The following is a 14,497-nucleotide window of genomic DNA, read 5'->3' on the forward strand; positions in this document are numbered from 1 at the left end:
AGGGGCCGCCGACGATCTCCTGGGCGATCTTGGGGGAGCCGACGAACATGCCGCGGCCGTGTTCGCGGACGAGCCAGCCGTCGCGGACCAGTTCGTCGACTACTGAGCGGAGGGTGGGGCGGGAGATGCCGAGGTCCGCGGACAGTTGTCGCTCGGACGGGATCGCTTGGCCGATCGCCCTGGTTTCGATCAGGCCGATCAGGTGTTCACGGGCGCGATCGCGCTTGCGCAGACTGGCTGTCACTACCTCGCCTCTCGGTGGCTAGCTGTACACGCGAACGTAGTCGACCAGCATCTTGGCTGGGAACTGGGTGGACGAAGTGGGCGGGCCGGGCCAGGTGCCGCCGACGGCGAGGTTCAGCAGCAGGTAGAAGGAGTGGTCGAAGACCCAGGTGGCACCGGCCGGGAGGTCCGCGGGGGTGACCGTGTGGAAGACGGTGCCGTCGACGGTCCAGACGATTTTGTACGGCGACCACTCGACGGCGTAGTTGTGGAACGCATCGGCCCACTTCGTGGGGGCGGTGATGCTGCCGCCGGGGCCGTTCTCCGAGTGGTAGCCGGGACCGTGCACGGTGCCGTAGAGGGTGTACGGCTCGCTGCCGACGATTTCCATGATGTCGATCTCGCCGTTGTTCGGCCAGCCGGCCTCGTCGATGTTGGAGCCCATCATCCAGAAGGCCGGCCACAGGCCCGGACCGTCCGGAATCTTGATCCGGGCCTCGAACTTGCCGTAGGCCTGGTCGAATTTTGCCTTGGTGGTGATCCGGCCCGAGGTGATGTCACAGGTGCCGTAGGGACAGTTCTCCATGCCGGCAAGTTTTTCCTTGCGGGCCTGTACGACGAGATGGCCCGCGCCGTCGGTGGAGACGTTCTCGGCGCGGTCGGTGTAGTACTGCCATTCCTCGTTGCCCCACTGGGGTTCGCCGCCGACGTCGAAGTTCCAGCGGCTCGCGTCCGGCCGGGTTCCGGCCGGGGAGTCGAACTCGTCCTGCCAGGTCAGGGCCAAAGCGGACCGTTCGTCGGCGCCGGCCGGCGCGGTGGTCAGGGCGGGTGAAACGACGGCAGCCGCGAGCAGCGCGGCCACCAGGCGGGTTCGTCTCATGACAACCTCCGATAGCGGGTGGGTTGCCGAGGACCGTCTCACGCTGGGCAATAAGTGGTCAATATCTCAGACCGCAGAACCAGAACTGAGCTCGACCACGCTTGACATGTCTGCCGATCGCGCAACAGACTCAGGCAGAGCAAGCTGGTGAGTAAGTGGTTAAAAGATGAGGGCGCTTTCATGAAGAAGCTTCTGTCGATGGTGGCTGTCGTCGTGCTCACCGCGTTGAGTGGGTGTACGGACAGCAGTCGGCCGGGGCCCGGCCTGGTGTGGTCGGACGAGTTCGACGGGTCGGGGCCGGTTGATGAGCGATCCTGGAACGTTGCTACCGGCAACAAGGAGTTCGACGGCTGGGGTAACGAGGAGCTGCAGTACTACACGAAGGACAGCCTGGTCCGTGACGGCGACGGGCATCTCGCGATCACCGCCGCGAAGGCCGATCCAGGCGCTGAGCTGCCCTGCTGGAACGGGAAGAACTGCGAGTACACCTCGGGCCGGATCACCAGTGAGGACAAGGTCTCGATGCAGAACGGGCGCGTCGAGGTTCGGATGAAGGTGCCCGCGGGCACCGGGCTGTGGCCCGCGTTCTGGATGCTCGGCTCCGGCGTTGATGAGTGGCCGAACGGTGGTGAGATCGACGTGATGGAGTGGGTCGGCAACGAGACGAAGACGGTCTACGGCACGTTGCACGGCCCGGGCTACTCCGACGATGCCGGCGTACAGGGAGAGGTCGAGCTACCTGCCGACCTGAGTGATGACTTTCATGTGTTCGCCGTCCAGAAGAGCCCGGAGCGGATCCAGTGGCAGGTTGACGGTAGGACGTTCTTCGAGATGACGCCCGAAAAGTTGCCCGAGGGGAAGAAGTGGGTCTTCGAACGTCCCTTCTATCTGCTCTTCAACCTCGCCGTCGGCGGTCCCTGGCCGGGCAGTCCGATCGAGGAAACCAAGTTCCCCACAACTCTGCTCGTCGACTACGTCCGCATCTACAACTAGGCAGAGCGGTCGAGCCATTCGGTCAGTAGCGATCGCTCGTTGTCGCTCAAGGTGGGCAGGTCGGGCATGGCTGCTCGGAAGGCGTTCACGACCGCCACGGTGTCGGAGGCGGGTGGCGCCGGGTTCGTGGTCAGGATGCTCGCGAGCACTGCATCGAGGAGGCCATCGAGGTCGGCCTTGGGCTGACTGAGCAGAGTCAGTACGGCGCCGGTGCCGGCCGCGCGGATCATGTCGACTGCGCGACCCTCCGGGACGCTGAGGAGTCCTGCCGCTGCGACCCGGTTGACCCGGGCCCGAAGGACCTCTTCGCCGGCCACAACGGCTGGGGAAGGACGCTGCGGGCTGGTGAGCAGCAGGAACACCTCGGGGTTCGACAGTCCGAACTGGAGATGCGCGTGCCAGGCGGCGCGGAGATCGTCGACCGGATCGCCGTCCTCGGCCGCAGCCTTCACGGTTTTGTCAGCGGAGTAGCCGGCCATCACGTGCTCGGCCACCGCCTCCATCAGGCCGTCCTTGTCGCCGAAGATCCGGAAGATGGTCGGCGGCTGGACCCCGGCGGCCTGGGCGACTGCGCGGGTCGTGACCGCCCGCGCTCCACCCGTGCGGAGAAGCTCGGCCGCGGCGGCGACGATCTCGGCTGTGGCGTCCATGAATCGATGGTAGCAGGAACGTGTTATCAGTGATTCGAATCGGTGATAACGTGACTGGCGGATCACCGATTCAAGGAGAAGCGCAATGATCATCGTCACCGGAGCGACCGGACGGCTCGGCTCCCTGGTTGTCAGCAAGCTGCTCGACCGTGTTCCCGCCACCGAGGTCGGGGTGAGCGTGCGCGACGTCGGTACGGCGGCTGCCCTGGCCGACCGTGGAGTCCGGGTTCGCGCAGGCGATTTCACCGACCCGGAGACCCTCGGGCACGCCTTTGAGGGCGCCGATCAGGTGCTCGTCATCTCGGCCGCGATCCGCGGCTCGCGGGCTTCGGCCGCCAGCAAATGTGCGATCGATGCCGCGGTGGCCGCGGGCGCTTCGCGGGTGCTCTACACCAGTCACCAGATGGCTTCACGCAACTCGCAGTTCGCCCCGGCCCGCGAACATGCGGAGGCCGAGGCGCACCTCGCCGTACAGGATGTTGCTTCTATCGCACTGCGCCACGGCTTCTACGCCAGCACGCTGGAGCACTACCTTCCGAGGGCTTTGCAGACCGGTGAGCTGAGGTTGCCGGCCGACGGCCCGGTGTCGTGGACTGCGCATGACGACCTCGCCGAGGCCGACGCCATCGCGCTCACGACGCCCGGCGTACTCACCAAAACAAAGGCGTTGACCGCTTCCGAGCTGCTCGACTTCGCGGACGTTGCGCGCATAGCAGGCGAAGTCACTGGGCGGACGATCGAGCGGATCGTTGTGGACGATGAAGAGTGGACGGCGGACGTGACCTCGCAGGGCATGCCCGCCGACCTGGCCGAGTTCACCCTCGGCATGTTCCGGGCCGCCCGCGCCGGTGAGATGGCGGTGACCGACCCTGCCCTCGAAGACCTGATCGGCCGGCCGGCGACTCCGGCGCGCTCGGTCATCGAGGGCATCCTTCAGCAGGTTCCTGTGCTCAAGGGGTGACGGGGATATTGGTGAGGCCTGTCACCGCGTTCTGGACGGTGTTGGAGGCGTAGACAACGTTGGGGTCGGCGCTGCACTTGGACGCTGACGTGATGTAGATGGCGTACTTGCCGGTGCCGCCCAGGTTGGACGAGTTGTTCCGCCACACGTTGCCGCAGCCGTTCGCGAACGACGGGGTGGTGGAGGGGTTGTGCGTCTCGTAGCCGTTCGCGAACGTGCCGGGGGAGGAGAAGGTCCCGGTGTTGTTCTCGATGACGTAGTCGAAGCCCTTGACGTCGACCCACGAGTCGGCCGAGTTCTCGCCGGAGATTCCGCGGCCGTTGAAGGTGTTGCCGCGGATGACTCCGCCCGTCGTTCCCTCCTTCACGTCGATGGCCTCGGCGGCGATGTTCGGGCCGAGCTGGTTGTCCAGCACCTGAACTCGGTCGGACTTGTCGACCCCACCGGTGTTGCCGTGGCAGCTCCAGTTGGACCCGGCCGAGCCGATGTAGACACCCTCGCCGTACCCCTTCTGCACCAGACCGGCATCGGTGACGGTGGAGTTCTTGATCACGCCATCAGCTGACGAACGGCGGAAGTGCACGCCCTCCTCATCGGTGTGGTGGACCGAGACGCCGTCGATGGTCACGTGATGCGAGTTGTCCAGCACGATGCCCTTCTTCGACTCCTGCACCGTGAATCCGGTCAGCTTCCAGTACGGCGCTCCGAACAGCCACAGCCCGTACCCGGAATCCCACCCAGCCGTCGGAGCCGGGCACGAAGGTGCATCTCCGGTCGGCCCATCATTGATCAGTACGGCGGACGCCGGCCCGGTCAGCGTGATCGGCGCCGACGCGGTCCCGGCGCGCTGCGTGAGGAACGCACCGCGGTACTGGCCAGCCGCGAGCCGGATCGTCTGACCTGGTTGCGCGTTCGCCAGCGCAGCCTGCAACTGAGCGGCCGTCGAAACGTCGACCACCGACCCACCGCCACCACCCGAGGTTGTCACGGTGATCGCGGGACTCGGTCCCGATTGGTTGCCCGCGGCATCACGAGCCCTGACGACATACGAGTAGCTCGTCGACGCGGTCAGTCCGCTGTCGGTGTGGCTGGTGCCCGTGACCGTGGTCACCGGCTGCCCGTTGCGGTAGATCACGTAGCCGGTGACACCGACGTTGTCGGTCGCCGCGTTCCACGCCAGCGAGACGCTCGACGACGTCGTACCGGTGCTGCGGAGCCCACCCGGAACGCTAGGCGGCGTGGTGTCGCCACCGCCGCCACCACTGGTCCCGTAGACCTCGAACTCGAACAGCGAATACCCGTACGCCGTCCCGCGCGCGGTCCCGTTGATCCGCACGTACCGGGCGGATCCGGTCACCGGGATCTCGTCGGTGCCGCCGTCACCGGTCGTCGTGGAGTGAGCGGTCGACCATGTGGTGCCGTCGGTCGAGAGCTGGACCTGATAAGCCTTGCCGTACGCAGCTTCCCAGTTGAGCTTCACCCGGGTCAGGTTCGCCGCGGCGCCGAGGTCGACCTGGATCCACTGAGGATCGGACCCTTCCTGCGATGCCCAGCGAGTCGCGGCATCGCCGTCGACCGCAAGCCCGGCCTCGAAGCCGCTGCCCTCGGTCGACGACGCAGTCGCCGGCTTCCCGCGGGACAACAACGTTTCCGATCCACCACCACCACCAGGCTGAGTGGTCGCATCGACAGCGTTGCTAAGACCTGATTGGTTGCCCGCAGCATCGGTTGCCCGGACGGTGTACGAGTACGTCGTGGCTGCGGTCAGACCGGTATCCGTGTACGTCGTGCCGGTGCTGGTTCCGACCACCGTCCCGTTGCGCAGTACGTCGTACCCGGTCACTCCGACGTTGTCCGTCGACGCGTTCCAGGTCAGCGATGCGCTGTTCGATGTGGTCGCGGTGGCGCGCAGACTGGACGGCGTACTGGGCGCGGTGGTGTCGTCCTCGCCACCACCACCTGGGTTGCGAAGGAACAGCGAACCCGAGGCATCCGTACGAGTTGCGTTGACGCCGCCGTTCGGCACGGTGTAGTCGGCCGTCTCGCGGCTTGCCCAGTCAGGGATGGTCGCGCCGTTCACTGCGAGGTGCTGGAACTTTGTCGGGTCGGCCGAGCTGCTGCCGAACTGGTACAGCCGCTGCCGGTCGGGGTAGTAGCTCTGGTACGGGCCGTTCTCGGTGGTCTGCTTGCTGAGGGCGTTGTTGTAGACGACGTTCTGCGGACCGCTGGACCCGGACCACTTGACCGCCTTCGGACCCGCAGCCCACCAGATCGGCCACCAGGTCGAATCGTCCGGGATGTCACCGCCCTCGTCGCCGCAGTTGCTCTGACAGTTCTTCGACGAGTGCTCGAACGGGATCCGGACAGTGTTGTTCTCGAACAGGTTGCGGCGTTCCCAACCGCCGTGCACGTTCAGGTCGGAGTCGAAGTCGTTGCCGATGGCTACGTTGTTCGAGGCCGACCACTGGAAGGTGAAGTGCCGCAGGTTCCGGGTGGTGTTGTAGGCGTAGAGCGAGTCCCACACCCGGGAACCGCGCAGGTAGCCGTTGCCGCCCTTGCCCTTGTTCCAGGAGCCGTCCAGGTGTGACTCCTGGACCTGGATGTTCTTGGCGCTCTCGGTGACGATCGGATGCGAGCCGGTCATCTCGGTGCCGACCCGGCGGACCCAGGCGTTGATCGCCCACTTCAGCACGATCCCGTGCATCTCGTACTCCGGCGCCATGTTGCCGTAGTTGTGGACGGCATCCGCCTTGTTGAGGTTGTAGGTGCCGCCGGCAAGCTTCGGCAGACCGGTCATGTCCTGCGTGATGGTGAGGTCCTCGATACCGACCCCGAGAACCGGCTTGAGCGGCGTCACCCGGCTCGGGTAGACAGTCCCACCGATCGCCGCCGAGCCGTCCGAGGTGGAGTTCAGCGGCAGGTCGTACTCGAGGGGTTTGTCGATCGTCAGGTTGCGCCCGGTCGCATCGACCGCGGTGATCTGGAAGATCTGCTGGCGCATGTGCAGGTTCATGTACTTCGACGCGTCGGTGACGGTCTGCTGCTGGTAGAACTTCGCCGAGTTCGCCGCACCGACCCAGAGGTAGTTGCCGGCCTTGAACAGTGCCATGTTCGCATTGGTCGCCAGCTTGATCTGGGTCGTACCGATGGCAGAAGCCTCGCGCAGCGGTACGCCGCTGGCCCAGTGCTGGTTGATGCTTCCTTCGAAGATGTCCTTGCGGTTCGCCGGCGCCGAGGCATAGTCGGCGGCGTACTTGGGGGAGACCTCGCGGCTCTGGACTCGGAGCAGTCCGCGGCCGGGCCACATCCAACCACCCTTGCCGGACGATCCGTGCGTCATCCCGTCTTCGTCCCAGTCACTGCCGTCAGCGGTGAGCTTGTCGTACCTGGTGTTGGTGTCGGGGCGGAACACCAGCACGGTACGACCCTGTCCGGCGCCCTTGATCAGCAAGTAGCTGGCGTCGAGACCGAGTTGCCGGGTGACGGTGATTCGTCCTTCCGGCAAGGTGATTTGCGAGAGCTTGTTGTACGTCGCCGATGGCGTGCACTGCGTGCGGATCGCGTCGATCGCGGACTGCAGCCCGGTGGTGGCGTCACTGCCGTCTGCACGTACGCCGTACTGCGAAGCAAGCTCGTCGGCGGTGACCTGGCAGTTTGGGTCGGGGTTGATGTCGGCCGGACCCGGCAGCGGCGCACCGCCTCGGTAGCCTGCCTTGCTCCAGTCCGGCAGACCAGCGATCGGCGCCCGCCGATTCGCGCTGGTCAGGTCGGGAATCGCGGCTGCGGCGGTGGATGCCGCCTGAACCTGAAGAGCCACGGTCGCAGTGGTCAGCAAGCCGAAGATCAGCGTGAACGCGCCGGCTCCGGCAAGCCGGCGGCGACTTCGTCGGGTGGTGAAGGGCATCGCAGTGCCTCCTGAAGGGCGGGGACGGGAAGCGCTTTCCCAAGCATCGGAGAACTGTTAGGAAAGTTTCTTAATGATTGGGATGTGACGGTAGACCGCGATACCGGGTCCCGGCAAGACCTCAAAGCGAGATTAAATTCGGGCCATCATGGCCGACATGCTGGAATTCCGGATCCTCGGTCCGCTCGAGGTCCTGCGAGCGGACCGGCCGATCGCGGTTCCCGCGGCCAAGCAGCGGGTCGTGCTGGCCGCGCTCCTGCTGAGGGCGAACCAGGTGGTCGCGATCGAGGAGCTGATCGACCGGCTGTGGCAGGACGACATGCCGCCCGATGCCCGAGCTACTGCGCAGGCATACGTGATGCGGTTGCGACGCGTACTGGGGGAGACCGATCGCTCCTCCGGCATCATCCGGACCGAGTCGGGCGGGTATCGGCTGACCATCGCTCCAGAGCAGCTGGATCTCCTCCGCTTCCATGCAGCGCTGCGGAAGGCGGAAGCAGGCGAGGACCCGGCGACCGAAGCAGCCCAGCTACAGGAAGCCTTGGCGCTGTGGCGCGGCCGACCGCTCACGGACGTGCCGTCGGATCTCTTGCATCGCGAGGAGTTGCCGCGACTCGAGGAGCTTCGCTGCCAGGCGCTGGAGCGTCGGATGCAGCTCGATCTCGACCTGGGCCGGCACAACCAGGTCGTCCCCGAGTTGCGCGCACTCGTCTCCGAGTACCCGTTCCGCGAGGCGTTCTGGGGTCAGCTGATGCTGGCGCTGTACCGGGCGAACCGCCCGCTGGATGCACTGGACACCTTCGACCAGCTGACCACTCTCCTCTCCGCCGAGCTCGGTTCGGTTCCGAGCCGCGAGCTCCATCGCCTGCAACTCGCCATCCAGAGCGACGATCCCGTACTGCGGCCGCCCAGCTCGATGGGTCGCGGCCGAACGCCGCGATCGTTGCCCGCCGGTGTCCTCGATTTCGTCGGCCGGAAGAACGAGACAGCCGATCTCTGCAGCCTGCTCACCCGCCGCCGCGGCCGTCGCGGACTACGGCTGGTCGTCATCTCCGGACCACCGGGCGTCGGCAAGACAGCGCTCGCCGTCCACGTCGCGCATCACGTCGGCGACGACTTCCCCGATGGTCAGCTGTACGTCGATCTTCGCGGCTACGCAAGTGGTTCGCCGACCGCGCGCGGGCGGGCGCTCACCCAGCTATTACGGGCCTTGGGCATCCAATCGGCCCAGCTTCCGGCGAATCCGGATGAACAGCTGGACCTGTATCAGTCTCTGCTCACCAACCGCCGACTGCTCATCGTGCTGGACAACGCGGCGAGCGCCGAACAGGTGCGACAACTTCTGCCGGATGAAGCGGGCTGCGCGGTCCTCGTCACGAGCCGGAACGAACTGCGCGGTCTGACCGCGCTCCAAGGTGCGCGCCGCGTCGCGCTCGATCCGTTGTCGGACGCCGATGCCCGCGCGCTGCTGATCGAGATCGCCGGTGACGAGATGCTCACCGCGGATCCCGAAACGGGTGCTGAGTTGGTGCGACTGTGCGGTCGGCTTCCACTCGCGCTGCGCATCGCTGCGGCCAACCTGTTCAGTCGCCGGGGTACCCGACTGGCCGAGTATGTCGACGAACTGCGCAACGCGAACCGCCTGTCGGCACTGTCCATCGAGGACGACGACCAGGCCGCCGTACGGACGGCTTTCAGTTTGTCCTACGAGCCGCTCGAACCAGCTGCGGCTCGGTTGTTCCGCCTGCTCGGTCTGATACCGGGTCCGGACTTCTCCGTCGAGGCTGCGGCCGCATTGGCTGACGTCGACCGTGCGGAGGCGTTTGTGCTGCTGAGCCGGCTGACCGCGGCGAGTCTCGTGCAGCAGCACAACCTCGGGCGCTACCAGGTGCACGATCTGCTCAGGATCTACGCGGGGGAGCGATCGCAGGCCGAGGAAAGCCCATCCGAACGAACCGCAGCGCTCACCAGGTTGTACGGCTTCTACCTGAGTGCCGCAGACGCAGCTGCGGACCGGCTCGATGCAACATTGCCCCGACTGCCAAGACCGGACTGGTTGTCGGCGAGGTCTCCGATCGACCATGAGGCCGCGGTCGAGTGGCTGACCCGTGAGCGCGCTGGTCTGGTCGCCGCGGTCGAGACGGCCGCGTCCGACCCGGAGCTCGCGGCGATGAGTTGGTACCTGGCTGATGCACTGACCGGCTACCTGCACACCAACCGGCACGACCACGATTTGTTGACCACGGCAACCATTGCCCTGGCGACCGCACGACGCCACGGCGAGCGGCGGGCCGAGGCCACCATGCTCAACGCACTCGGCATCCTGCATTGGAGCGCGGCCGAGTACGACGCCGCCGCCGATCACCTGGAACGTGCGCTCGAACTGTTCCAGTACGTCGACGATGCCGCCGGCCGGGCTGTGGCGATGATCAACCTCGGCATCGTGCAACTGGAATGCGGGCGGACGTCAGCCGCGATCCAAAGCTTCACCGACGCGCTCGACGTCAGCCCTGCACTACCAGCGGCTGTCGCGTCCGTGCGACTCGGCATGGCGCTCCTCGAGGCCGGTCGGCTCGCCGCGGCGAAGGTCCAGCTCGAAGCCGCGCTCGCGACAACTCAACGGTTGGGCCTGCTCCATACGGAGGCGACCGCACTCAACACCCTCGGCGCCGTCCACCTCCGGCTGGGCGAGTTCGACGAGGCAGCCCGCCGACATCACGATGCGCTGGATCGCTATCAACGACTGGGATCGCGGCACGACCAGGCCGAAGTACTGCAGAATCTGGCTGCGCTGCAACGAGACAACGGCAAGTTCGCAGCCGCGATCGGCTATGCGACCGACGCACTCGAACTGGCTCAGCAAACTCGCAACCGACGCTTCGAGGTCGACTCGCTGAACACGCTCGCCACTGCACATTCTGGCCTTGGTGAGTCGGCCAAGGCGGTCGACGAGCACAGTGCGGCGCTGTCCCTGGCCCGCAACATCGGTTACCCACAAGGCGAAATCGCCGCGCTGATCGGTCTGTCGCGCACCCGGTCCAACGGCGCGAGTACGGCGGCACGAGCAGCCACTGAGCTGGCTCGTGCCACCGGACTCCGGCTGCGCGAAGCCCAGGCGCTCGCCGCCCTCTCGGCGGCCGAGCTCGGCGCGGGTCGGCGCGATGCCGCGGACGCAGCGGCCGAACAAGCTCGGACGCTGCAGGAGGAGATCCGCGCAGCCCTACCGCAGGATGGCCTCGCAGGCAGCCAGCACGACGGCCTGAGCACTTCCGGGAGCGGCCGGGACAGTGCCGACCGGTGACGATCTGAGCGGCGCCGGCCAGCTGTAGGCCAGCATGCTCGAGCCGAAGCCAGCGACGAGTCGATCTCCTTCCCGCCAGCTTGACTCGTAGCCTGGCTGCCAGGCGGTCTCGTCGGTCGGGATGTAGCACTGCGTCTCATTGGCGTAGGCCATGACCCACAGCTTCCCGATCCCAAGCCGTACGGCGATGTCCTTGATCAACTGCTGATAGCCCACCAGCACCTCGTGCGACAGCGCGAGGACGGTCAGCCCGCCGAACTTCCAGCACTGGATCGGCATCGGGATGGACCGCGCAACAGTCCCAGTCCGAAGCTGCTCCAGCATCAGTCGCGCATGCCGCACCTCGGCCTGGCCGAGATGACCGTCGAGTCGGCTCTCGAACTTGCGTTTCAGGTCCGCCTGCACTGCTGCATCACCGGTGTCGACCGCGAACGGTAGCTGGATCTCGGTCAGCTTGGTCAGGATCGGGCCTGTCACTGCAGTGAACCGATCAGCGGCGAGTACGTCGACAATGGCATCCGCGAGCTTCTCGCCGACCACGAGCGGTCCGCCCGCATCCGGGTCGATGTCACCGGCCAGACCCTGGAAGAACAGCGCCGGCAGCCCGAGTCGCCGTTCGATCGACTCGATCACGACGCCCACGTAGTCGGAGTCGAAGATCTTGTCGTTGCCACGGCAGACCGGATGGCACGCATACCCGAACAGCACCGCCACCGGCTCGGTCGTGGTCGCGTTCCGGACCAGCAGGACCGGTACGTCGGGAAGCACCGTGTCGACCACGCCGGTGCGGTTGTGCCCGAGGCGCACGGAACCCTCGGCGTAGTGCAGCGTGGCCGGGACCTTCGGCGCCTGCACCGTGCGTTTGACCAGGTCGACCATCAGATCGATGAACAGTGCGGTCGACTGGTTGACCGCCGTGATGTCGGCCGGCTGCAGGTTCATCAGGACGTTCGGATGCGGATGAGTGCTCCCGATCATCGGACCGCTGTGCGTGTGACTGCTCGCGATCAGGAAGTCCGAGTCGGCCACCAGTTTCTCCACCTCCACGACCCGGCGGCGCAGTTCGCGATGCACGTCGCGGGGGATGCTGACCACGTCGATCCGCAGCAGTACGTTCGCTGACCCGCTGTCGCCGAGCACGAGGCAGTGGGCCCGGAGCTTGCGGGCGTACGTGCCGTCGCCACCACGCGGATCCCAGCCGTAGCCACCCATCCACAGACTCGGCCACGGCGGGTGTTTCGGCGTCAGGTTCAACGTGTTCATGGCCACCGACAGCGTCGCCGCGTTCCTCCGGAAGCGCGCCATCAGAGCGGGTCCGCGGCGAGTGCGGCAGCGATGTCCGCGGCGACTGTGTACGGGTCCGCGGCCGGCGTCGTACGGTGCAGTTCGGTTTGCTGGCTCCAGGCATCGCCGCGTGCGAGCCAATCGCCGTACTCGGGCTGTTTGCCGCTCGCCATCGTCGCGGGCAGGTCGGTGAGGAACCGCTGCCAGCGCGGTTTGTAGTACGAGCTGAGCAGGCCGTGCCACTCCCGGTTCGCGTACTCGCGCAAGGTGCCGAAGGCCTCTTCGGTCCAGATCGTGATCATCGAGCGCGCGTTCCACTCGATCAGCTGCTTCTCGTCGGCGGTCGTTCCCCAGGTCTTCGCCTGCTCGAGCCAGGGCCCGAGCATCCACTGCGGATGCGTGCCGAGGATCCGCTCGGTCTGGTCGATCGTGGTGAGGAAGCGGTTGCTGTGCCGGGCCAGCTCGGTCCGGTCCTTGGCCTCGTACGCCTCCCGGATCTTGTCCAGCAGCAGCCGTCCCCGGTTGGCGAGAACCTGCCTGGTGACGTCGACGACGTCGTACTTGTACGTCGGTTTGTTCCGCAGCGCCGGCGCCACCGCGAGCAGTGCGGGCAGCGCAGGTTCGAACTCCTCGGGGAGATAGCGGAACTCATCCGGCCCGAACATCGAGACACTGCGCAGGTTCAGATCCGGCATCGCCTGGAATGCGGACTCGAACGGCCCTTCGCCGGTTGTGTGGTTGGTCGAGACATACGAGTACGCCGTCCGTCGCAGAATGTCCCACGCCTTGATCGCGTTGGCGTCGTCGCTGCCGTACCGGCGGACGGCGAAGTCGCGGACCCAGGTCGAGAGGTCGACCGCCGAACGCCGCCACATCATCTCGCCGAGCAGGTCGGGGACGATCGGGTTCTGATGCAGACCCTCCTGCACCCACGCGCAGCCGACCAGGCGGCGGCGCTCGGGCCGGGTGCGGACGCGGGGGAACGTCTGACCCGGTTCGCCGAGGTTGCCGAACATCCCGAGCCGGCCGCCGAAGTTCTGGATGCTGCCCCAGCACCACGGCACACCCCAGTACGCCTCGGTGTCCTCCCACTTGCGGTCGTCGTCGGAGTCCAGGTCGAGAACGATCACGCGGTTCTCGTCGACCGCGTTGAGGATCTCGAGCCGGGGGTTCGACTGCCAGCCCTGCAGCAGCCAGATCGCGCCGGGAGACGCTTCCTCCAACGCATTCTGTACGGCGACCGCCGCGTCACCGAGATTCGCGCCGTCCAGGTAATCCGGCAGATCGTCGCCGACCTCGTGGAAGAGGTCGTTGGAGAAATGCGTGGTGGTGCCGAAGTGAGTGCGCTGAGCTTCGTAGAACCGGCGAGCCACTTCGGGGTACAGAGCCTCGGTGGTGTCGAGCCAGTACGGCCGTGGGTGACCCGCATAGTCCTTCTGCGCGGGGATGTGGGTGCCAGGGTGGCGCGATTTGAAGACCTCGTCCGGCACATGACCGACGAAGGCCGGGAACACCGGCGTGATCCCCAGCTCCCGCATCCGGGCCACGATCTGCTGCCCGAGGTCCCGGCGCTTGTGCAGGAACTCGACCGACACCGGCCCGCTGTACCCCGAAGCATCGAGGTCGTAGCCGGTGGTCTCGCCGTACCACTGCCAGGGTTGGTGGGCCGGCATCGAGATCCACTGACGTACTTCGAGTTCGCTCATCCCGAAGTCGCGGAACGTGTCGTACCAGACGATCTCCTGCCCGATCAGCGCCAGCGCCCGATTGGTGCCGTTGATCGCGAGGAAGTCGAGCTCACGCTCCCACTCCGGCCACTGCCAGTACGGACTCGTGTAGCCGAAGAAGGTGAAGTTGTACGCGTACCGCTCCGCCAGTTCGGTGCTCATCCGGATCGGTGTGGCCGGGGTCGGGAGCGTCGACGGCAGTTGCAGTTGGTCGCCGTTCGCCGAGAGGTGCCCGCGAGCGACGTACTTGAGCCACCAGTTGAACCCGGACAGCAGCGCGACCGTGCTGCTCCCCGCGATCCCGACCTGATCGCCGACCCGACTGATCTGGAACGCATCCGTCTCACCGGCACCCGCGACAAGCGTGCTGAGGGCGAACCGGCTCGGGTCCAACCCGCTCAGGCGCTGGATCGCCGCGCGAGCCGCCGCCAGGTTGGGTGGCGCCGCCTGGGCCGAGGCCGCACCGGACGCCGCGACAGCGCGCCCGGCACCACCAACAGCGAGGGCAGCAGCCATAGCGCCGCCAACGAACGTACGCCGAGTAACAGGGGTCATGAGATCCCTCCGGGGGATGG

9 protein-coding genes are annotated in these 14,497 nt (G+C 66.5%); 3 read left to right on the forward strand and 6 right to left on the reverse strand.

Translation table 11 applies throughout. From position 1 onward, the window contains the following. Both ABD231_RS37410 and ABD231_RS37415 read right to left on the reverse strand, forming a co-directional pair. On the reverse strand, positions 1-244 hold a 244-nt coding region (locus tag ABD231_RS37410), incomplete at its 3' end, for a GntR family transcriptional regulator (protein ID WP_344163489.1). Positions 245-262: 18 nt separating this feature from the next. Beyond that, positions 263-1,102 carry a glycoside hydrolase family 16 protein gene (locus ABD231_RS37415; RefSeq protein ID WP_344163492.1) on the reverse strand — a complete coding sequence of 280 codons (840 nt, stop codon included), beginning with the start codon at positions 1,100-1,102 and terminating at the stop codon, positions 263-265. 180 nt (positions 1,103-1,282) lie between these two features. Here ABD231_RS37415 and ABD231_RS37420 point away from each other — a divergent pair, with 180 nt between their 5' ends. Continuing rightward, positions 1,283-2,095: a glycoside hydrolase family 16 protein gene (locus ABD231_RS37420; RefSeq protein WP_344163494.1), complete on the forward strand. Its 813-nt coding sequence runs from the start codon at positions 1,283-1,285 to the stop codon at positions 2,093-2,095. On the opposite strand, the gene ABD231_RS37425 is transcribed toward ABD231_RS37420, so the two are convergent. Continuing rightward, the gene (locus ABD231_RS37425) at positions 2,092-2,745 is read right to left on the reverse strand and encodes a TetR/AcrR family transcriptional regulator (protein WP_344163499.1); all 654 of its coding nucleotides are present in this window, start codon (positions 2,743-2,745) and stop codon (positions 2,092-2,094) included. The two genes, ABD231_RS37420 and ABD231_RS37425, sit on opposite strands and share 4 nt — an antisense overlap. An 85-nt stretch (positions 2,746-2,830) precedes the next feature. Between ABD231_RS37425 and ABD231_RS37430 the strand changes: the two genes are divergently transcribed. Next, positions 2,831-3,706 carry an NmrA family NAD(P)-binding protein gene (locus ABD231_RS37430; protein WP_344163502.1) on the forward strand — a complete coding sequence of 292 codons (876 nt, stop codon included), beginning with the start codon at positions 2,831-2,833 and terminating at the stop codon, positions 3,704-3,706. Here the strand turns inward: ABD231_RS37430 and ABD231_RS37435 are convergent. After that, positions 3,696-7,610: a discoidin domain-containing protein gene (locus ABD231_RS37435; RefSeq protein ID WP_344163505.1), complete on the reverse strand. Its 3,915-nt coding sequence runs from the start codon at positions 7,608-7,610 to the stop codon at positions 3,696-3,698. The two genes, ABD231_RS37430 and ABD231_RS37435, sit on opposite strands and share 11 nt — an antisense overlap. Positions 7,611-7,767: 157 nt before the next feature. Between ABD231_RS37435 and ABD231_RS37440 the strand changes: the two genes are divergently transcribed. After that, positions 7,768-10,911, forward strand: a complete 3,144-nt coding sequence (locus ABD231_RS37440; protein ID WP_344163506.1) for an AfsR/SARP family transcriptional regulator — start codon at positions 7,768-7,770, stop codon at positions 10,909-10,911. On the opposite strand, the gene ABD231_RS37445 is transcribed toward ABD231_RS37440, so the two are convergent. Both ABD231_RS37445 and ABD231_RS37450 read right to left on the reverse strand, forming a co-directional pair. After that, positions 10,831-12,216 carry a hypothetical protein gene (locus tag ABD231_RS37445; RefSeq protein WP_344163508.1) on the reverse strand — a complete coding sequence of 462 codons (1,386 nt, stop codon included), beginning with the start codon at positions 12,214-12,216 and terminating at the stop codon, positions 10,831-10,833. The two genes, ABD231_RS37440 and ABD231_RS37445, sit on opposite strands and share 81 nt — an antisense overlap. Beyond that, on the reverse strand, positions 12,216-14,477 hold the full coding sequence (locus ABD231_RS37450; protein WP_344163510.1) for an alpha-N-acetylglucosaminidase: 2,262 nt from the start codon (positions 14,475-14,477) through the stop codon (positions 12,216-12,218). The genes ABD231_RS37445 and ABD231_RS37450 overlap by 1 nt, the downstream gene beginning before the upstream one ends. Positions 14,478-14,497 lie beyond the last annotated feature (20 nt).

This window comes from Kribbella yunnanensis (assembly GCF_039529655.1).
Lineage (GTDB): Bacteria > Actinomycetota > Actinomycetes > Propionibacteriales > Kribbellaceae > Kribbella > Kribbella yunnanensis.

What these genes read in the sequence shown, in the direction of transcription:
- ABD231_RS37425 (WP_344163499.1), bottom strand. Translation starts at nt 2,745, where the DNA reads ATGGACGCCACAGCCGAGATCGTCGCCGCCGCGGCCGAGCTTCTCCGC.
- ABD231_RS37435 (WP_344163505.1), bottom strand. Translation starts at nt 7,610, where the DNA reads ATGCCCTTCACCACCCGACGAAGTCGCCGCCGGCTTGCCGGAGCCGGC.
- ABD231_RS37450 (WP_344163510.1), bottom strand. Translation starts at nt 14,477, where the DNA reads ATGACCCCTGTTACTCGGCGTACGTTCGTTGGCGGCGCTATGGCTGCT.
- ABD231_RS37420 (WP_344163494.1), top strand. Translation starts at nt 1,283, where the DNA reads ATGAAGAAGCTTCTGTCGATGGTGGCTGTCGTCGTGCTCACCGCGTTG.
- ABD231_RS37430 (WP_344163502.1), top strand. Translation starts at nt 2,831, where the DNA reads ATGATCATCGTCACCGGAGCGACCGGACGGCTCGGCTCCCTGGTTGTC.
- ABD231_RS37440 (WP_344163506.1), top strand. Translation starts at nt 7,768, where the DNA reads ATGCTGGAATTCCGGATCCTCGGTCCGCTCGAGGTCCTGCGAGCGGAC.
- ABD231_RS37415 (WP_344163492.1), bottom strand. Translation starts at nt 1,102, where the DNA reads ATGAGACGAACCCGCCTGGTGGCCGCGCTGCTCGCGGCTGCCGTCGTT.
- ABD231_RS37445 (WP_344163508.1), bottom strand. Translation starts at nt 12,216, where the DNA reads ATGGCGCGCTTCCGGAGGAACGCGGCGACGCTGTCGGTGGCCATGAAC.